Origin of the sequence: Synechococcus sp. H60.1 (assembly GCF_047462335.1) — a bacterium.
GTDB lineage: Bacteria > Cyanobacteriota > Cyanobacteriia > Thermostichales > Thermostichaceae > Thermostichus.
In genome coordinates this window covers 1-18,185 of record NZ_JANSJA010000039.1, presented here as the reverse complement: position 1 = coordinate 18,185, position 18,185 = coordinate 1, and the positions used below count along the sequence as shown (strand labels likewise).

Below are 18,185 nucleotides of genomic sequence, written 5' to 3'. Positions count from 1 at the left end.
TAGGCTTTGGCATGATTTGCTCCCTAGAAATTGTGAAGCAATACATCCAGAATCACTCAGAGGGTGCTATCCATCCCCACCGTATAGACGGTAGGGAATTCCGCACCTTACGTTAAAACCTTTACGGCATTTAAATCCAATCGAAGTCACTTTGCCCCTGGGGATCTGCGCCGCCGAGGCGACCGGGAAGACGGAAATTCTCTTCCCTTCCAGCTTTTCTTGCTCTGGGGGAAGCGATAGTCCCGCTGCTATTTTTCTCTCCGCCTGGCCAGGCTTAAGCTGGGAAGGGAAGTGCAGCGGCTGAAGCCATGACCGTTTCTGAGCATCAACCCAAGCAACGCTTTGAACAGCAAGCCGGTGGGCTGACTTCTCGCCGCCTTTTGAAGGGATCCATCATCGGCGCCGGTCAGGTGGGCATGGCCTGCGCCTACGCGATGGTGATCCAGAACACCCTCGATGAGCTGGTTCTTCACGACATCGACCGGGCCAAGCTGGAAGGGGAAGTGATGGATCTGGTGCACGGGATCCCTTTTGTGGAGCCGACGCGGATCTGGGCGGGAGAGCTGGCCGATTGCGCCGGCTCAGACGTCGTGATTGTGACGGCGGGAGCCAAGCAGCGGCCTGGAGAAACCCGCTTGGATTTGGTTCACCGCAACGTTGAGATTTTCAAAAGCCTGATCCCGGCCTTGATGGAGCATTGCCCCAGCGCCATTTTCCTGGTGGTGAGCAACCCCGTCGATATCATGACCTATGTTTCCCTGAAGTTATCGGGGCTGCCGGCGGGGCAGGTGTTGGGGTCGGGCACGGTGTTGGATACGGCCCGCTTTCGCTATCTTTTGGCCCAGCGGCTGGGGGTGGATCCGCGCAGCCTGCACGCCTACATCATCGGCGAACATGGGGATAGCGAGGTGGCCGTCTGGAGCAAGGTGAACATTGCCGGCACGCCGATTGGCGAGCTCTCGCCGGAGTGGGATCCCGCCCATTTGGGCGACATCTTCGAGCAGGTGCGCAATGCCGCCTATGAGATCATCCGCCGCAAAGGGGCCACCAGCTATGCCATTGGTCTGGGGGTGACGCAAATTGTCCAGGCCCTGGTACGGGATCAGCGGCGCGTTTTAACCGTGAGCAGCCTCACCCAGGGGGAGTATGGTCTGCCGGAGGTCTGCCTTAGTTTGCCGAGAGTGGTCGGTCGGCAAGGGGTGGAGCGCACGCTGGTCATGTCCCTCACCGAGAGCGAGCAACAGCAATTGCACCGCTCGGCCCACATCTTGCGGCAAGTCATTGACAGCATTCAGTGGTAGCTTAGATTCTCTTTGCTTTTGATCCAGGCTGTGGGAGGCGGCGTTGGGTTCGCTATGGCTGGAACCGGCAGCAGAAGGTGGTCTGGGGAAGCAGAGGGGCAACGGGCGCAGCAAGCCCAACCTGAGAAAGGCTGCCTTGCACCGCCTTGGGCAGGGATCCCGCTGCAGAAGGGTCTCGGCCAGCGGCTGCGGCAACATGTCAACCCTCTGCAGGCGCAATACCAGCAGCCTGCTTCTCCACCCCACTGGGAACGGGTGTACCGGCGGCTGGGGCAACCCTTTCACTTGGATATCGGCAGCGGGAGCGGACGCTTTCTGCTGCGCCTGGCCCAGGAACAGCCGGATTGGAACTTTTTGGGCGTGGAGATTCGGCAGCCGCTGGTGGAGCGGGCCAATGCTTGGCGGGACGAGCTGGGGCTAGATAACGTCCATTTCCTCTTTGCCAACATCAACGTCTCCCTGCGCCATCTATTTGCCCCTGGAGATCTCAGCCGGGTTACCATCCAATTTCCGGATCCCTGGTTCAAAAAGCGCCATCACAAACGGCGGATCGTCCAGCCCCAACTGGTGGCGGATCTGGCCCTGCTGCTGCAACCGGGCAGCCCTGTTTTTTTGCAGTCGGACGTGCAGGAAATTGCCGAGGAGATGGTTGCTCGTTTCCTAGAGCATCCGCAGTTTTGGGATCCCTGCCAGGGGCCCATCGATGACAACCCCTTTGGTATTCCTACCGAGCGGGAGTGGCAGTGCCTGCAGTTGGGGCTGCCCATCTACCGGTATTGGCTAGAGCGCCGCTGACCCCTCCGGCTAAAGCCAATAGAAGCTAGGATATAACCCGCTGGAGTTGCCTCTGTTGCTGCCATGTCTCCCTCTGAAGCCACGGCCTCTGTCGATCCCTTTTCCGCTTGGCTTTCTGTTCGCCGTGGGATCCTCAACCTGCTGAGCCTATTGGCCCTTTTGATTGTCGGGCTTTCACTTTCCAGCAGTTGGTTTCAGCCGCCGCCCCAAACGCAGTTGGATCTGTTGCAAACCAATCTCGCCCTGCAGGCTGCCCGCACCTTAGATGATCCCCGCTATCAGGATCTGGCGCAGGCTCTGCTAGGGCGGAACGTTTTCGAGCTGGCCAACAATCGCTACCGGCAGGTGGCCGACAACTACGCCGAACGCCTGAAGCGGCTAAAACGGGTGGCGCGGCTGGAAACAGTGGGCGAACCCGAGTTGGCTAGGATGTCGGATGAAGTGGGGCCGGCCCAAGCGCCGGCAGTGGATCCCGTCCTGCTGGCCTCTGCCCAGGATCTGCAGGCAGAGCTAGACAGCCTGCGGCTACGCCTGGGCTTGCTCTACGCTTACCAGAAGGATCTGGAGGCGGCCCAGCAGCAGTGGCAGCAGATAGTCGATCCAGAACGTCCCTTGGAGCTGGAATCCGGCCAGAAGGGGGTGGCACAGGTTTTACAAGGGCTGTGGGGAACGCCACGGCGCATTCTGCCCGAGGCTGAGGTGCAGATCCGCAACCACCTAGACGGCTGGTTTGAGGCAGTGGCCTTGCAACAGCTCTACCGGCTGCAACAGCGCAGCGACAGCCTCAATGCCCTCAACCAGGAGCAGGAAAAATTGGCCTTGGCAGCTCTGTTTCGGCTGACGGTGGTGGGCGGGATCCCCGTGCTGGGGGCGCTGCTGGGGCTAATCCTCCTGTTGGGTTGGCTGGGCTGGAGCTTCTGGCGCCAACGTCCTCTTGTGGGCCCGCCGTGGGAGGTGCCTTGGCCGGGGATCGGGGCGCAGGCGGTGTTGACCGGCTGGTTTTTGGGGTTTATTCTCCTCAATGCGCTGGTGCCCCGCCTTTACACGGTCCTGCTGGGTTTGGGGGCACAACGGCTCAGCCCTTGGCATCAGGCGGTGACCCTGTTTCTCACCTACAACGCCGGCGCTCTGCTGGGGGCAGCCCTGTTGTACCGGCTTCTCCGGCTCTATCCCGGTTGGCAGAAGGCGTTGCAGGTGCGGCTGTGGGGCCCTTGGCCGCTTTGGGGCCTATGCGGCTACTGGGTGGCCCTACCTTTGGTGGTGCTGGCAGCGGCGCTGTCGCAGTTGCTGCTGCCCCAAGCAGGGGGTGGGAACCCCATCTTGCCGCTGCTGCTGGACAGCCACGGCTGGGGGGCGCGCTTGCTGTTTTTGGCCGTGGTGTCTGTCTGTGCCCCCGTTTTTGAGGAGGTGCTGTTCCGGGGCTTTTGGCTGCCTACGCTGAGCCGCTACTTGCCGATGGGGGCAGCCATCTTGCTCAGTGCCTTCACTTTTGCCCTTGCCCACCTCAACCTTTCCGATCTGCTGCCGCTGACCATGCTAGGGGTGGTGCTGGGGGTGGTGTACAGCCACAGCCGCAACCTGTTGGCCCCCATCCTGCTGCACAGCCTCTGGAATACGGGATCCCTGGTCACGCTACTGGTGCTGGGGGACGCTTCCTGAGGGGAGTTGGGCCTACTTTTTCTTGCCGAAGAGGCGGCTCCAGAAGCCGCTGTTGTCTTCTTTGCGCGGCGGTGGCACGATTTTCTGGGCCTGGGAGGTCTGGCGGCTGGCCGAGGAGACAGGAACCGGCTGCTGGGTGGTGACCTGCTGCAACCAGCGGCGCACCTCCGCCATCAACTCGGCGTTGCCCGGCTCAAGGCGGCTGGCCTGCAGGAAGTCGGCTTTGGCCATACCAGCGTTGCCCTGCTTGAGGTGGGCGATACCCCGGTGCAGATAGTAGCGGGCCACGTTGGGCTGGGCGCTGATGGCAAAGTTCAAGTACTGAATGGCAACCCGGTACTGCTTGCGCTCGATCATGTCCAGCGCCTGCAGGAAGCGAGTCTCAGCGGGGCTGAGTTGCGGAGTTGGGGGCGGGGTGGGCGGGGCAGTAGGAGACGGAACGGGGGAGCCGGTCGGGATCCCACCCAAGGTGGTGCGGCTGGGGGAAGGGGTTGGGATCCCAGTCAGGGTGGTGGTTCTGGCGGCAGGAGTCGGGATTCCCTTGTAGCCGGCCTTGAGCAGTAAATAGGCTAGGTTTAGCTCACTCAGTTGCTCGGTTTTCTCCAGCAGCGTGGCCATGGAGCTGTATTGCTCTTTGGCCAGCTTCTCCACCCGCCGGACGTATTCTTCCTGCCAATCGGCACACTCGGCCAGGCCTTTGACGGCTTCTCCAGTGGGCCATAGATCAGGAGGGGGCGACTCCAGCAGGCGTTGAACGCGCAGCTTGAGCACAGTCTCGTATTCTGACCGTTCCCGCTCCTTGGCCAGCACCTCGTTGGCTGGGCTGACCAGCTTGGCAAAGAGGACGTTGGCCCGCTCTGCCCCTTCCGGATCCCCGACAAACCGATCCGGGTGCAGGGCCTTGGCCGCCTGCAAGTAGCCGCGCCGGATCCCCTTGGAGTCGGCGGTGAGGGGTACGCCCAAGATGGCGAAATGGTCCGTCTCGTAGCGGGCTAGTCCTCGGCTGAGGCGGGGGACATCAGAGTTGGATCCCATAGTTGCCACTTCTCCAAGATGCGTTGCAAAGTTCCGTTCTCGGTCAGGATTGCGATTGCCCCATCCACGGCTTCCTTCAGGGAAGGATGCTGCGAGGATACCACGCCCACCAGAGGAATCGGGAACAGAGGCGGCCCCGCCAGGCGCAGCCGGGATCCCGCCTGGCGCAGGCTCAGGGCGGCAACAGGCTGATCGACAAGTACGGCATCCAACTGGCCGGCCTGGAGCTGAGCAAACAGGCGCTCCGGGTTGCTGGTGGCAAAAAGACGAATGGCGTTGCCCCGCCTCTCGTTGTACGCCTCCAACAGAGCTGCTCCCGTACTGTTAACTACAATGCCCACTTTGCGGCCAAATAATTGCGACAGCGCCTCAATGGGAGTTTCCCCTGGCCCCGGATCCCGTACCACCAAGCGCTGGGGGCTGAGGTAGTAGGGTCGGGTGGCGAGAAATTGCTGCGGATCCAAGCCCAAAGCTTCCCGCGCCCCCCAGATGAGATCCACCTCATCTGCCTGCAAAGCCGCCAACTGCTGACTCCAAGCCACGTAGACGGGCTCCACCTGCACCTGCAGCGTCTGGGCAAGCGCCTCGAGGATATCCCACTCAAAGCCGGCGTAGGTTTGCCGCTCTAGGTCGGTGTAGAGGTAAGCCGGGCCCAGGCTGGGATCCAGGCCAACCCGGATGCGCCCCCGCGCCTGAATTTCGGCCCAACGGGAATCGGGGGGCTGGGCTCGCTCGACTGCAGGGACGGCTGGGGCTGGCTTTGGGGCAGGCTGAGGGTAGGCCGGGATCCCCAAGAGAAGCGCCAGGCCAAACCCTGCCGCCCAACAACAACGCCGGAGTGTTTTCCCGGCCAAGCTATCTCTCTGACCTTGGGGAGGAGCCATAAGGGCCTGTGCGTAAAGCTTACCCAATTTTTGCCTGAACTTTACCTCATCTTTATCTTTGGCCGTTTCGCTCTCGAGGCCGCCGCATGGGGAAGGAGACCGGCAGGGGGCTGACCTGGGCCAGTTCTTCCTGAAGAGCAGCGTGTAACCAGCCGTTGCTGGCCAGCAGGCGGCCACTGTACACATCCACCGGGCTGCCATCGTAGGCAGTGACCTTGCCGCCGGCCTCTCGCACCAAGACAATCCCAGCGGCAATGTCCCAGGGGGAGAGACCTCGCTCCCAATAGCCGTCCAACTGGCCGGTGGCCACGTAGGCCAAGTCCAGGGCAGCCGATCCGCCCCGGCGCACTCCCTGGGTGAGGTGGGTGAAGTGGCAGAACTCAGCGTAGTTGTTGTCCGGGGTTTCGCGCCGGTCATAGGCAAAGCCGGTTACCAAGAGGCTGCGGGAGAGTTCGGTAGTAGAGGAGACGCGGATGGGCTGGCGGTTGCGGGTGGCTCCCATCCCCTGCACAGCGCGAAAGAGATCCCCGCGAAAGATGTCGCAGACCACTCCTAGCACCGGCTCCCGCCCCTCCAGCAGACCAATAGAGACGGCAGCAAAGGGATAGCCGTGGGCAAAGTTGGTGGTGCCATCAAGGGGATCGATCATCCAGGCATAGGTGCCCTGCGGGGATCCCTGCTGGCCGGATTCTTCCGTCAAGATCACGTCTTCGGGGAAGTGCCGCCTCAAGATTTTTATGATCAGCTCCTCGGAAGCGCGATCCGCTGTCGTCACCAGGTCGCCCGGGCGTTTCTCCTCAATGGCAAGGTTGCCCCCCACGTAACTGCGCAGCAAAGCCCCTGCCTCCAGAGCCGCCTCTGTGGCCACATCCAACCGACGCAACAGGGCCTCCGTCACACCCACACCTCAAGGCTACAAACCTGCTACCCAGAATAGCCCGCCCGCGGCCAAGGCTGTGGCTCCCAAGGGATCCCTGACAACAGGAGCAGGCCCAACCTGAGCTCCCATTTTTGGAGAAATGGAGTATCTCCAAAACCGCCTGTGGTGTATAGTAGAGTACATAAGGCTTGTGGGTTTTCCGACAGCCTGCCGAGGCCAATTGGAAAGGGTAGGAAGGGTAGGATTTTGAGGAACTCTAAGGTTTAAGGGCTTAGACTTGAAGAGCTAGGCTGCCGGGCATACGGTTGAGCGTCGAGGAGGAAACGCTGTTGCCACAGAGCTACGACGACTTTTTGACCTCCATCACAGAGGTGAGCGAGGGGAGTTCTCTTTCCAGCCAGGGCTTTGACCTGCCGTTGGATCTGTTCGACCAAGTCCCTGAGCAGCCGTTGTCTCACCCGGAGTTTACCCTGTCCGTCTGCCATCCTGTGCGGCCCTGCAGCTACATCCTGCGGGAAAGCATTTACACGGTTGGCCGGGATCCCTCGAATGCCATCCAGATCGTCAACCGCTTCGTCTCCCGCCGCCACGCCTATTTGGTGCGAGTGCCCACCAAGTCCAATCGCACAGGGTTTACGTATTGTCTAGTCGACGGCAACCGCAAGGGGCAGTCCAGCACCAACGGGGTGTTCGTCAACGGTACGCGGGTAGCTACCCACTACTTGAGGAGTGGCGATGTTATCTACTTTGGGCCGGAGATCCGCGCCTACTTCTTCGAGGTGGCCCGCATTCCCCATCTGCCCAACCCTTTTGAGGTCAACTCTGATCTCAGCAAAGGATCCCAGCAGGGATCCAACTCCGTTCTCGACAATCCAGGAGGTCGCCGTAGCCCGTTGACAGATCCAAAGCTGCATCGTTAGATTAGTTAAGCCAGTTAATTACCGTGAATTGGGGCATCGCCAAGCGGTAAGGCAGCGGGTTTTGGTCCCGCCATTCGGTGGTTCGAATCCATCTGCCCCAGTCTTAAGTTGCGCCAAGCCTGCCCGCGAAACGAGAGAGGGTCTCTCTGGCCTGACCTCCTTCCCAGGGCTGGGAAGGGGTGGGCCGGCGGAGGGTTGTGCTTTTTGTGTCGGCTGGGCAGCGGCTTTAGCTGCGGGAGAGGTATCCACCGACCCGGCGTGGCCGGCTTAGGGGAGAAGGTGGACAACCGGCAAGCGAGGGAAAGGGATCCAGATGAGCGGTGCCTGCCGATCCTTAATGGTGGTGGGGACTTCTTCCCACGTAGGCAAAACCCTTTTGGTAGCTGCCCTCTGTCGCCTCCTGAAAAAGGCGGGGAAGAAGGTTGCCCCTTTCAAGGCCCAGAACATGTCCCTCAACGCCTACGTCACCCCGGAGGGCAAAGAGATTGCCTATGCGCAGGCTCTGCAAGCTTGGGCCGCCGGGATCCCGCCCGCGGTGGAGATGAATCCGATTTTGCTCAAGCCCCAGGGCAACCTGACTTCCCAGATCGTCTTGAACGGCGTGGCAGTAGATACCTGTCGCGCCAGGGAGTACTACGAGCGCTGGTTTGCGCCAGCCTGGGAGGCGGTGAAAACAGCCCTGGCCCGTTTGCAACAGCAGTACGAGTGGATTATCTGCGAGGGGGCAGGCAGCCCGGCAGAGGTCAACCTCAAACACCGGGATCTGGCCAACATGCGGGTTGCCCTCCATCTGGGATCCCCCACTTGGCTGGTGGCCGACATCGACCGGGGCGGGGCGCTGGCCCACGTGGTGGGCACGCTGCAATTGCTGGAGCCGGCAGAGCGGGCCCTGATCCGCGGTATTGTCATCAACAAGTTTCGCGGCGCGCGGGAGCTGTTGCAGCCTGGCCTGGATTGGCTGGAGAGCTATACCGGGATCCCGGTGGTGGGGGTTCTGCCCTGGCTGGATTGGGTGCTGCCGCAAGAGGATTCAATGGGCCTTGAGGCCGGCCCGCAACTCTGGGAAGATCGCCGCCCCCGGCGCCAAGCTTTGGGGAAAGACTGTTTGGAGATCGCGGTGGTTCGCCTGCCCCAGGTGGCCAATTTCTCCGATTTCGACCCCTTGCTGGCGGAGCCTAGCGTCCATCTGCGCTGGGTTCACCCCGGCCAAAGCCTGGGATCCGCGGATGTGGTCATCCTACCCGGCAGCAAGACTACCCTCAAGGATCTGCTTGTGCTGCGTCAGAGCGGCTTGGCTGACCAACTGCGCCACTATTGCGGCCACATTGTTGGCATCTGCGGCGGGCTGCAGATGTTGGGGCAAACCATCGCCGATCCCGCCGGCCTAGAGGGAGTTGCCGGCACCTACCCCGGGCTGGGCTTCCTACCGCTGACTACCGTCTTGCAACCCACCAAGGTTACCCAGCAGGTGCAGACACAAATCTGCTGGCCCACCCCTGCCCCCGTCCAGGGGTATGAAATTCATCAGGGATCCACCCAGGCCGATTCCTCTAGCTGCCTGCCAATCTTCGAGCAAGAAGGCCTGGGTTGGCGGGATCCCACCGGCCGAGTCTGGGGCAGCTATCTACACGGCCTCTTCGACAACCACCGCTGGCGGCGCCACTGGCTCAACTGGCTGCGCCGACAAAAAGGCTGGGATCCCTTGCCGGAGTTGGACGGCCACTACGCCCAGCAACGGGAAGAACTGCTGGATCGTCTGGCAGAGGCCTGGCGGCCTCATCTGGATTTGCAGCACCTCCTGGAATAGGCCGGGGAATTGCCAAGGTCTGCAAGAATGTATTCTGGACGGAAACTGCCTTCTCCTCTGGCCTATGCGGCTTCTGGTTACAGGCGGCGCGGGCTATATCGGCAGCCACACCTGCAAAGCCCTGGCAGCCCACGGCCACCTGCCCATTGTCTACGACAACCTGGTTTACGGTCACCCCTGGGCTGTTCGCTGGGGGCCTTTGGCAATTGGCGACATTGCCGACCGGGAGCGGCTGGATCAGGTTATCCGCCAGTACCGCCCTGAAGGGGTGATTCACTTTGCCGCCTACGCCTACGTGGGCGAGTCGGTCAAGGATCCGGGCAAATACTACCGCAACAACGTGGCCGGATCCCTAACTCTACTAGAGGCCATGCGGGATCACGGGATCCCCTACCTGGTGTTCTCCAGCACCTGCGCCACCTACGGCGTGCCGGAGCAGATCCCCATCCCGGAAACCCACCCCCAGCGCCCCATCAACCCCTACGGACAGAGCAAACTCCTGGTGGAGCAGATGCTGCGGGACTTCCAGGCCGCCCACGGGATCCGGTTTATCAGCCTGCGCTACTTCAACGCCGCCGGCGCCGATCCCGACGGAGAAATCGGCGAAGCCCATGACCCCGAAACCCACCTCATCCCCTTGGTGCTGGAAGTCGCCGCTGGCCAACGCCCCCACATCACCGTTTTTGGCGATGACTACAACACCCCTGATGGTACCTGTATCCGCGACTACATCCATGTCGCCGACCTGGCGCAGGCTCATGTGTTGGCCTTAGAAGCGCTGGCGTCTGGCCGGCCTGTGCAGGCAGCCTACAACCTGGGCAATGGCCAGGGCTTCTCCGTCCAGGAGGTGATCGCCACGGCAGCAGCGGTAACCGGAAGACAGATCCCGGCGCAAATTGGGGCCCGCCGACCGGGGGATCCCCCCTGCCTGGTGGGCGATGCCGCGGCCATCCAGCGGGATCTCAACTGGCAGCCCCGCTATGCCGACTTGGCCGAGATCGTGCAGACAGCTTGGCGCTGGCACCAAAAGCGGCCCTATTTTGCCAAGGCCACACCTCTGCTCCGGGGGGCCTGACCCAACTGGGATGGCGATCCGAGGATCCAGCAGTACGATCAGGGGAGATCGCCCCCTGCCCATTTCCCGGCTTCCCATGGACAGCCAGATCGCCCCAAACACCCTTGTGGTTGTCATGACCACGGTAGGATCCGAGGCCGACGCCCATCGTTTGGCCCACACTCTAGTGGCCGAGCGCTACGTGGCCTGTGCCCAGGTGCTGCCACCGATAACCTCCTATTACCGCTGGCAGGGATCCCTGCAGAGGGAAGCCGAATTTTTGCTGTTGCTCAAATTGCCCTCTACTGCTTATCCCCGCCTGGAGCAGCGGCTGCGGGAGCTCCACCCCTACCAAGAGCCGGAGATCCTGGCTATCCCAGCTAGCCACGTCAGTACAACCTATTTGGCTTGGGCCCGAGAGCAGGTAGGGTAAGGAAAAGCAGTACCCCCCTTGAACCATGATCGCCCTCTATCCCGGCAGCTTTGACCCGATCACCCTTGGGCACCTCGATATCATCGAGCGGGCCAGCCGCCTATTTTCCAAGGTGATCGTCGCCGTCTTGAAAAACCCCAACAAAACCCCTCTGTTCAGCCCGGAGCAGCGGCAGTCGCAGATTAGCCTCTCCACCGCCCACCTGAAAAACGTTGAAGTCGATACTTTTTCCGGCCTGACGGTGGCTTACGCCCGCCAACGGGGGGCAAAAGTTATCGTGCGCGGCTTGCGCGTCTTGTCCGACTTTGACGTGGAACTGCAGATGGCCCACACCAACAAGCTGCTGGCCCCCGAGCTGGAAACCCTCTTCCTCGCCACCGCCAGCGAACACAGCTTCGTCAGCAGCAGCCTGGTCAAGGAGGTGGCCAAGCTAGGCGGTCCCATCGATCACCTGGTGCCCCCACCGGTGGTTCAAGATCTGCGGGAGCGTTTTCCCTTAACTGGATGAAGGGATCCCTGCCTGCGAAAACAGGGCCTTCAGCTCTTGCAACGTCTTTCTCACCTTGGCCTGGGCCACCTCCACCTCCGGCTGGTCGTAGGCTTTGGCGGCAAAGTCCAGTTGCTCCAAGCCGCGGCCCATTTCTTTGGCCAGGCGCAGCATCTCTCGCTTTTGCTTGTCTGGCAGGGTGGATGCTAGGCCGTTCAAGGTCTTACGGGTCATGCCCATCGGCCCATGAATGTAGGAGCGGATCTCCAGCCAGTCCTCGGCGTCTACCAGGCTCTGCAGCCGCTCCACCTGTTGCTCCAGTTGTTGCAGCTCTCGGGGCAAGGCGGCAGCCGCCTGGACAGGAAGGGATCCCAGCCACAGCCCCAACGTCAGAATGGCAACCAGCAACACGCTTTGCCAACGACGCATCATTCTCTACCTCCCGCCTGCCTCCAACAGGCTCGATGTCTCAGTCATCACTTTCTCGGCAACCAATAGTGTACCTGTTGACTGCACCTTGGGCTCTTCGCCCTCCTGGGAGAGGACAGGAAATCGGTTAATCTAGTCTTGTAAAAGAATGTAAATGGTGCTCTGATGCAACGCATCATCCTCATGACCGGCAAGGGTGGGGTTGGCAAGACCTCCGTGGCAGCGGCAACCGGCTGGCGTTGTGCTGAGCTAGGCCTAAAGACCCTGGTTCTGAGCACTGATCCAGCCCACTCCTTAGCCGACAGTTTCGACCAGCCCTTGGGCCACGAGCCGGTGGAGGTCAAGCCCAACCTCTGGGGAGCAGAGCTGGACGCCCTGCAGGAGCTGGAGCTGAACTGGGGATCCGTCAAGACCTACATCACGCAGGTGCTGCAGGCCCGCGGGCTGGACGGCGTGCAGGCGCAGGAGCTGGCAGTGCTGCCGGGGATGGACGAGATCTTTGCCCTGGTGCGGGTTAACCGCCACTACGACGAGGGTAAGTTTGATGTGCTAATCATTGACTCCGCTCCCACCGGCACGGCCTTGCGCCTTTTGAGCCTGCCCGATGTTTCCGGGTGGTACATGCGCAAGTTTTACAAACCTCTGCAGGGGTTGGCGCGGGTCCTGCGTCCCATCGCCGAGCCCATTGTTAAAGGGCTAACAGGGATCCCCCTGCCGGATGACCAGGTGCTGGATGCCCCCTACGAGTTCTACCAAAAGATCGAGCGGCTGGAGCGCATCCTCACCGACAACGGCATCACTTCCGTGCGCCTGGTCACCAACCCAGAGAAGATGGTGATCAAGGAGTCGCTGCGGGCGCATGCCTACCTCAGCCTCTACGGCGTCGCCACCGACCTAGTGATCGCCAACCGTATTTTGCCGGAAGGGGTGGTGGATCCCTACTTTGCTGCCTGGAAAGCCGCTCAACAGAGATATCGCCGGGAGATCCACGAGAACTTTGCCCCTCTGCCTGTGGTGGAGATCCCGCTTTACCCAGAGGAGCTGGTGGGGTGGGAGGCCCTGGCCCGCCTGAAAAAAGACCTCTGGGGGGATCGCAACCCGGCGGAGGTGTTCTATGCCGAGCAGACGATACAGGTGGTTACCGACAACGGCCAGTACCGCCTGGATCTCTACCTGCCCGGGGTCCCGAAGGAGCAGGTGGAGTTGAGCAAAACCGGCGACGAGCTCAACATCCGCATTGGCAACCACCGCCGCAACCTGGTGTTGCCCCAGACCCTGGCCGCCATGAAGCCGGCGCGGGCCAAAATGGAAGAGGACTACCTGCGCATTCATTTTGCTGCTTGAGCTGGGATCCTTTTCCCTGGAGGCTGCGATGCACCACTCCCCAAACCCAGCGCTAACCCTAGCTCCCATCCATGTGGTGGGCGGAGGGCTGGCAGGGACGGAGGCCGCCTGGCAAATTGCCCAGTTGGGGGTGCCCGTCATCCTCTCGGAGATGCGCCCTGTGCGGCAAAGCCCAGCCCACCACACCGATCAACTGGGAGAGCTGGTGTGCAGCAATTCCTTTGGGGCCCTAGCCAGCGATCGGGCGGCAGGGCTGCTCAAGGAGGAGCTGCGCCAACTGGGATCCCTGGTTATCGCCACCGCTGATCGCCACGCCGTGCCAGCCGGGGGAGCCCTGGCCGTGGATCGGGCTCGCTTTAGCCAGGCCCTGACAGAGGCCATTGCCAACCACCCCCTCATCACCCTGCGTCGGGAAGAGGTAACCGAGATCCCGGAAGGGATAGCCGTCCTCTGCACCGGCCCGCTGACCAGTGAGCCCCTAGCCAAGGCGCTGCAAGCCTTCACGGGCCTGGAATACCTGAGTTTTTTTGATGCTTCCAGCCCCATTGTTACCGGGGATTCCCTTAACCGGGCAGTGGTGTTTCAGGCCTCCCGCTACGACAAAGGGGAAGCGGCCTACCTCAACTGCCCCATGACGGAGGCGGAGTACGAGCGCTTCTGGCAGGCGCTGGTGGAGGCAGAACAGGTACCCCTCAAGGATTTTGAAAAAGAGGAGCGCAAGTTTTTCGAAGGCTGCCTGCCCATTGAAGAAATGGCCCGCCGCGGCAAAGATACTCTCCGCTTTGGTCCCTTGAAGCCGGTGGGGCTGGTGGATCCGCGCACGGGAACCCGGCCCTATGCGGTGGTGCAGCTCCGCCAGGAGGACAAAGCAGGCAAGCTGTGGAACTTGGTGGGCTTTCAAACCAATTTGAAGTGGGGAGAACAGCAGCGGGTCTTTCGCCTCATTCCCGGCTTGGAAGCGGCGGAGTTTGTCCGCTTTGGCGTCATGCACCGCAATACCTTTTTGAACTCGCCGCGGCTTTTGCTGCCTACGTTGCAATTTCGCCGCCGGCCAACCCTGTTTGCTGCCGGCCAGTTGGTGGGCACCGAGGGCTACGCCTGCGCTGTGGCGGGAGGGTGGCTGGCCGGGCAGAACGCCGCCCGCCTGGCCCTGGGGCTGCCTTTGATCACGCTGCCCCCAGAGACAATGATGGGATCCCTATTTCAGTTCATCAGCAGCGCCAATCCCAAGTACTTCCAGCCCATGCCAGCCAATTTTGGCCTCCTGCCGGAGCTGGAGGGGCAGAAGGTTCGCAGTAAACAAGAGCGCTACGGTCGTTACCGGGATCGCGCCTTGGCTGCGCTGGCGGCAACGGGGCTAGTGCGCCAAGCGCAAACGGCCTGAGTTCCCTACCCTCCCCAAGCCAATGGCCAGCTAGCCTGGAATCAAAAGGAGGGATCCCGTGCCTATCCTGGTTCTCAACGCCGGCTCCAGCAGCCTCAAAGTCTCTCTCTTTGCAACTGTTGAAGGCAAGGTGGAGACCACCCCCCTCTGGCAGGCGCAGGTGGACTTTGCCTACCAACCTGGCAAGGCGCTCATCCAAACGCGGCGGCAGGATGGCCCCTGGGAGCCTTTTCGCCCCCCTTCCCCCCCAGCCGGCATTGGCGATTTGGCTCCTCTCTTCCAAAGCCTCTGGCAAGGCGAGGGATCCCTGCTGGCACGGGCAACGGAGATCAACGCCATCGGCCACCGGGTGGTGCATGGGGGATCCCTCTACCACCAGCCCACCGTGATCACGCCCGAGGTGGAAGAGGCGATTGAGCAATTGAGTCCCTTGGCCCCAGCCCACAACCCTGCTGCTCTTGAGGGCATTCGCCTCCTGCGCCGGCTGTTGCCCGGGATCCCGCAGGTGGCCGTTTTCGACACCGCCTTCCACCAGCAGATGCCCCCGGCAGCCGCCCTCTATCCCCTTCCCTACGCCTGGGCCGAGCAGGGGATCCGCCGCTATGGTTTTCACGGCATCAACCACGAGCACTGCGCCCGCCGTGCCGCTGAGATCTTGAACCGGCCTCTAGAGGAGTTGCGGCTCATCACCTGCCACTTGGGCAATGGCTGTTCTCTGGCAGCCATTCGCGGGGGCCGCAGTGTCGACACTACCATGGGCTATACCCCCCTAGAGGGCTTGATGATGGGATCCCGCTCAGGCTCGGTGGATCCGGGGATTTTGATCCATCAGTTGCGCCGGGGCATGGACGTGGAGGAGCTTGACCGCATCTTGAACCGGGAATCCGGCTTGAAGGGCGTGTCCGGCCTCAGCAGCGACATGCGAGTTATCCTGGAAGCCATGCAGGCAGGCCATGCCCGCGCCGAGCTGGCCTTTAACCTCTTTGTCCACCGCCTGCGCAGCCAGATTGGGGCCATGCTCATGAGCTTGGATCGGCTGGATGCGTTGGTCTTCTCGGGCGGCATCGGGGAAAACGCCGCGCCAGTACGGGCAGCAGCCTGTGCCAACCTGGGCTTTTTGGGGATTCAAATCGACCCAGTTCTCAATGCTGGATCCCCGCGCAACTGCGACATCAGCACCTCTGATGCGCCAGTGCGAGTGCTGGTTATCTCCGCGCAGGAAGACTGGGCCATTGCCACCGCCTGCCAAAAACTGTTGCAAGGGGAATAGGCATTCTAGGCAGGTTTTCTCCTTGTCAACAACTGGCTCCGTAAGACCCTCCCCCGACTATGGGGCCAAGGCCGTGGGTAGGAGATCTGCTCCCCAAGAGAGGGGCTGAGGGATGCCGTGACCTCCTCTTGCACTCCTGATAATGCATGGAGGGCCGGCTTCAATCGCTTACGCCACGCTCTGCGAACGCTTCAAATCGTGTAGTCCCTTCCTCCTACCCCCGGCCCTGACTCTTACAGGGCGGGGCTTATCCACCCCCGCACCCCCAGCGGTTAAACTCGAAACCAGGCCCATTTCAAAGTCACGGGCAACTATGCAGTCTGCACAGCGCTTGCGCAGAGGGATCCCTCTGCTGTTGCTCCTAGGCGTCGGTTTGGCAGGATGTGGGGAGATGACCGGCAGCACCCCCCTGCCGACGCCGATACCGCCTCCCTCCCTCACCATCACCGATCTCTCGCCACGCACCGTCTCCGTAGGGCAAACCCCCACCTTTGTGGTCTCCTTCCGCGTCGAGGCCCCTGCCGGGATCCGCGGATCCAACGCTTTCTTGGCTGCCGTCACCACCCCGCTGGGTAACTTTGTCACCCTGGGGGCTTTCGACGCTTCCCAATTGCCCGGCTGCTTTGTCGGAGCCACCGCCTGTACGGTAACAGGGCTTACCCTGACCCAGAACCGCTTTACCGTTACCCAGACGGGATCCCATCAACTCACCATCAGCGTTTTCGATCGCCAGGAGCGGCTGGGCAGCGGCAGCTTTACCTTTAACGGCCTGCTCTGAAGCTCAAAAGCAGAATAGGGCCTTCAGCAGTTGCCAAGCAAAACGCCGCAGAGAATCTGCCAACGCAAGGGGTCTCCTCGCCATCGCAGACGTTGACGAGGCTTTGCTACTCTGAGGACAAAGCCATTTCCAGTAGCCATAGAACGGCTTGCTGGCCAATACCTGGACTTTCTTGGGGGAAAAGGCTGAGGGCCGCAAAGCATGGAAAAGCCTCTCCAGTCCTGGCCAAGCTCCACCAACTGAGAGCCCACCCAACCTCGAGAGGACTTGCCGATCCGGCAGAAACCTTTACAGGTCAGGGCCTTGCCGGTCAATGCTGAGCGGCAGTTTGACTTGCTACCTTAATGAAGGCTGCTGGCCGGACAGGCGCTAGATTGGCTCACCACCCATGGATACTCGCCTAATCAACATCGGCTTTGGCAATATCGTCGCCGCCGGGCGTGTTATCGCCATTGTCAGTCCTGAGTCAGCTCCCATCAAACGCATCATTAGCGACGCCCGCGAAAGAGGCCAGTTGGTGGACGCGACCTACGGTCGCCGCACCCGCGCCGTAATCATCACCGATTCCGGGCACGTCATCCTCTCGGCCATTCAGCCCGAAACCGTTGCCAACCGCTTCCTCACCGCCAAGGTTGGGCTGACGGAGGAACCTGAGTAAAAGCCTCACAAGCAGCCTGCGAGGCCGAGAGTGAGATATCCTAAAACAAACCAAACAAGCCAACTGTCCAGCCGTCCTTTGTCGCTCTCCGCCTATGGCAGTTTCTCCCACTACGCTCTCCTCGCTAACTCCCCCTGAGTGCCTGCAGCAACAGGAAGCCCCTCGGCCTCCTGCCACTCGCGGTCGCCTGGTGGTTTTGACAGGGCCAAGTGGGGTGGGCAAAGGCACCCTGGTCAGCCAACTGCGCCAGCGCCACCCCGAGCTGTACTTTTCCGTCTCAGTAACCACCCGCCCCCCCCGCCCTGGGGAACAGGAAGGCGTCAACTACTACTTCCGCACTCGCGAGGAGTTCCTCAACCTGATTGAAGCCGATGAGTTGTTGGAATGGGCCCAGTACGCAGGTAACTTTTACGGCACTCCCCGCGAGATCGTGTTCAAAAAACTCAGCCAGGGTCAGGATGTGCTGCTGGAAATTGAACTGGCCGGGGCCCGTCAGGTAAGACAACAGTGCCCCGATGCCATTCGCATCTTCCTGTCTCCTCCTTCGCTAGAAGAGCTCGAACGCCGCATTCGCGAACGCGGACAAGACTCTGAAGCCAGCATCCAACGCCGTCTGCAACAGGCTCGCAAAGAATTGGATGCCAAAGACGAATTCGACTACGTGATCGTCAACGACAATCTAGAGCAAGCTCTGCAGGAGTTGGAAGCCTTGCTTTATCCTCCCTCTCCAAGGAAGGGGCAATCCTAGGGGCTCTGCGACTCCACGCGCTTTTTTCCCGAGAGCTCGCGTCTTTTTTTAGCTAAAAATTGGAGGCATGAGGCTTGGCATCCACGCCAAGTGCTCGCATAGCACTGAATTGGCTCTAGAAACGCCACGGGTGCAAGTAGCCACACGGTAACTGTTGCCGAGAGCATCGGCAGCCGGCTTCTCAGGTGCGGAAACTCCTGTTCAGGCTTCACCAAGACAGGGTAGGGGGGGTGAATCTGAAGAGGAAGTATCTGCTGAGCCAGTTTGAGATTCCTTCGCGTCAGCGGGCCGTAGGCTCTGGAGCGGGGGTTATGGCGTC

Annotated in this window: 18 protein-coding genes and 1 tRNA gene; 15 read left to right on the top strand and 4 right to left on the bottom strand. The window is 61.3% G+C overall.

Going from position 1 to position 18,185, the window contains the following annotated elements:
• Positions 1-380 precede the first annotated feature (380 nt).
• From NW852_RS02220 to NW852_RS02210, 3 genes are all read left to right on the top strand, one after another.
• On the top strand, positions 381-1,301 hold the full coding sequence (locus NW852_RS02220) for an L-lactate dehydrogenase (RefSeq protein WP_414365728.1): 921 nt from the start codon (positions 381-383) through the stop codon (positions 1,299-1,301).
• Positions 1,302-1,355: 54 nt separating this feature from the next.
• Positions 1,356-2,096: a tRNA (guanosine(46)-N7)-methyltransferase TrmB gene (gene trmB / locus NW852_RS02215; protein ID WP_414365727.1), complete on the top strand. Its 741-nt coding sequence runs from the start codon at positions 1,356-1,358 to the stop codon at positions 2,094-2,096.
• A gap of 63 nt (positions 2,097-2,159) precedes the next feature.
• A complete protein-coding gene (locus NW852_RS02210; protein WP_414372741.1) occupies positions 2,160-3,755 on the top strand; it encodes a type II CAAX prenyl endopeptidase Rce1 family protein in 1,596 nt (531 codons plus the stop codon).
• Between the two features lie 12 nt (positions 3,756-3,767).
• Here the strand turns inward: NW852_RS02210 and NW852_RS02205 are convergent, their stop codons facing one another.
• Genes NW852_RS02205 through NW852_RS02195 form a run of 3 tightly spaced genes read right to left on the bottom strand, consistent with a single transcriptional unit; the run spans position 3,768 to position 6,578 of the window.
• Positions 3,768-4,790, bottom strand: a complete 1,023-nt coding sequence (locus NW852_RS02205) for a DnaJ domain-containing protein (RefSeq protein ID WP_414372739.1) — start codon at positions 4,788-4,790, stop codon at positions 3,768-3,770.
• The gene (locus tag NW852_RS02200) at positions 4,748-5,674 is read right to left on the bottom strand and encodes an ABC transporter substrate-binding protein (protein ID WP_414399181.1); all 927 of its coding nucleotides are present in this window, start codon (positions 5,672-5,674) and stop codon (positions 4,748-4,750) included. Before NW852_RS02200 ends, NW852_RS02205 begins: the two co-directional genes overlap by 43 nt.
• Before the next feature lie 52 nt (positions 5,675-5,726).
• Entirely contained in the window at positions 5,727-6,578 is an 852-nt protein-coding gene (locus NW852_RS02195) for an inositol monophosphatase family protein (protein WP_414333754.1), read from the bottom strand.
• 281 nt (positions 6,579-6,859) lie between these two features.
• Here NW852_RS02195 and NW852_RS02190 point away from each other — a divergent pair, with 281 nt between their 5' ends.
• The 6 genes from NW852_RS02190 (at position 6,860) to coaD (ending at position 11,276) form a co-directional block, all read left to right on the top strand.
• Positions 6,860-7,474 carry an FHA domain-containing protein gene (locus tag NW852_RS02190; RefSeq protein ID WP_414365723.1) on the top strand — a complete coding sequence of 205 codons (615 nt, stop codon included), beginning with the start codon at positions 6,860-6,862 and terminating at the stop codon, positions 7,472-7,474.
• A gap of 29 nt (positions 7,475-7,503) precedes the next feature.
• Positions 7,504-7,575 (top strand) — tRNA-Gln (locus NW852_RS02185).
• Positions 7,576-7,787: 212 nt separating this feature from the next.
• Positions 7,788-9,281: a cobyric acid synthase gene (locus NW852_RS02180; protein WP_414372736.1), complete on the top strand. Its 1,494-nt coding sequence runs from the start codon at positions 7,788-7,790 to the stop codon at positions 9,279-9,281.
• Between the two features lie 64 nt (positions 9,282-9,345).
• Complete coding sequence (gene galE / locus NW852_RS02175) at positions 9,346-10,356, top strand: UDP-glucose 4-epimerase GalE (RefSeq protein WP_414372735.1); 1,011 nt, start codon at positions 9,346-9,348, stop codon at positions 10,354-10,356.
• Positions 10,357-10,432: 76 nt separating this feature from the next.
• Positions 10,433-10,768, top strand: a complete 336-nt coding sequence (cutA, locus tag NW852_RS02170) for a divalent-cation tolerance protein CutA (RefSeq protein WP_414365720.1) — start codon at positions 10,433-10,435, stop codon at positions 10,766-10,768.
• A gap of 25 nt (positions 10,769-10,793) precedes the next feature.
• A complete protein-coding gene (gene coaD, locus NW852_RS02165; RefSeq protein ID WP_414365719.1) occupies positions 10,794-11,276 on the top strand; it encodes a pantetheine-phosphate adenylyltransferase in 483 nt (160 codons plus the stop codon).
• Here coaD and psbQ read toward each other — a convergent pair.
• A complete protein-coding gene (gene psbQ, locus NW852_RS02160; protein WP_414365718.1) occupies positions 11,265-11,687 on the bottom strand; it encodes a photosystem II protein PsbQ in 423 nt (140 codons plus the stop codon). The two genes, coaD and psbQ, sit on opposite strands and share 12 nt — an antisense overlap.
• 162 nt (positions 11,688-11,849) lie before the next feature.
• Between psbQ and NW852_RS02155 the strand changes: the two genes are divergently transcribed.
• The 6 genes from NW852_RS02155 (at position 11,850) to gmk (ending at position 17,866) form a co-directional block, all read left to right on the top strand.
• Positions 11,850-13,028, top strand: a complete 1,179-nt coding sequence (locus NW852_RS02155) for a TRC40/GET3/ArsA family transport-energizing ATPase (protein WP_414365717.1) — start codon at positions 11,850-11,852, stop codon at positions 13,026-13,028.
• A 28-nt stretch (positions 13,029-13,056) separates the two neighbouring features.
• Positions 13,057-14,412 carry an FADH(2)-oxidizing methylenetetrahydrofolate--tRNA-(uracil(54)-C(5))-methyltransferase TrmFO gene (gene trmFO, locus NW852_RS02150; protein ID WP_414372734.1) on the top strand — a complete coding sequence of 452 codons (1,356 nt, stop codon included), beginning with the start codon at positions 13,057-13,059 and terminating at the stop codon, positions 14,410-14,412.
• Positions 14,413-14,470: 58 nt separating this feature from the next.
• Complete coding sequence (locus NW852_RS02145; protein WP_414426424.1) at positions 14,471-15,682, top strand: acetate kinase; 1,212 nt, start codon at positions 14,471-14,473, stop codon at positions 15,680-15,682.
• A gap of 313 nt (positions 15,683-15,995) precedes the next feature.
• On the top strand, positions 15,996-16,460 hold the full coding sequence (locus NW852_RS02140) for a hypothetical protein (RefSeq protein WP_414365714.1): 465 nt from the start codon (positions 15,996-15,998) through the stop codon (positions 16,458-16,460).
• A gap of 388 nt (positions 16,461-16,848) precedes the next feature.
• Positions 16,849-17,118: an extracellular matrix/biofilm regulator RemA gene (remA, locus tag NW852_RS02135; protein WP_414365713.1), complete on the top strand. Its 270-nt coding sequence runs from the start codon at positions 16,849-16,851 to the stop codon at positions 17,116-17,118.
• 94 nt (positions 17,119-17,212) lie between these two features.
• Complete coding sequence (gmk, locus tag NW852_RS02130) at positions 17,213-17,866, top strand: guanylate kinase (protein ID WP_414365712.1); 654 nt, start codon at positions 17,213-17,215, stop codon at positions 17,864-17,866.
• Positions 17,867-18,185: the final 319 nt, after the last annotated feature.

Bases quoted from the DNA above. Each gene is read 5' to 3' on its own strand.
- trmB (WP_414365727.1), top strand. From the start codon at position 1,356: ATGGCTGGAACCGGCAGCAGAAGGTGGTCTGGGGAAGCAGAGGGGCAA.
- NW852_RS02210 (WP_414372741.1), top strand. From the start codon at position 2,160: ATGTCTCCCTCTGAAGCCACGGCCTCTGTCGATCCCTTTTCCGCTTGG.
- NW852_RS02205 (WP_414372739.1), bottom strand. From the start codon at position 4,790: ATGGGATCCAACTCTGATGTCCCCCGCCTCAGCCGAGGACTAGCCCGC.
- NW852_RS02200 (WP_414399181.1), bottom strand. From the start codon at position 5,674: ATGGCTCCTCCCCAAGGTCAGAGAGATAGCTTGGCCGGGAAAACACTC.
- NW852_RS02180 (WP_414372736.1), top strand. From the start codon at position 7,788: ATGAGCGGTGCCTGCCGATCCTTAATGGTGGTGGGGACTTCTTCCCAC.
- galE (WP_414372735.1), top strand. From the start codon at position 9,346: ATGCGGCTTCTGGTTACAGGCGGCGCGGGCTATATCGGCAGCCACACC.
- cutA (WP_414365720.1), top strand. From the start codon at position 10,433: ATGGACAGCCAGATCGCCCCAAACACCCTTGTGGTTGTCATGACCACG.
- coaD (WP_414365719.1), top strand. From the start codon at position 10,794: ATGATCGCCCTCTATCCCGGCAGCTTTGACCCGATCACCCTTGGGCAC.
- psbQ (WP_414365718.1), bottom strand. From the start codon at position 11,687: ATGATGCGTCGTTGGCAAAGCGTGTTGCTGGTTGCCATTCTGACGTTG.
- NW852_RS02155 (WP_414365717.1), top strand. From the start codon at position 11,850: ATGCAACGCATCATCCTCATGACCGGCAAGGGTGGGGTTGGCAAGACC.
- trmFO (WP_414372734.1), top strand. From the start codon at position 13,057: ATGCACCACTCCCCAAACCCAGCGCTAACCCTAGCTCCCATCCATGTG.
- NW852_RS02140 (WP_414365714.1), top strand. From the start codon at position 15,996: ATGCAGTCTGCACAGCGCTTGCGCAGAGGGATCCCTCTGCTGTTGCTC.
- remA (WP_414365713.1), top strand. From the start codon at position 16,849: ATGGATACTCGCCTAATCAACATCGGCTTTGGCAATATCGTCGCCGCC.
- gmk (WP_414365712.1), top strand. From the start codon at position 17,213: ATGGCAGTTTCTCCCACTACGCTCTCCTCGCTAACTCCCCCTGAGTGC.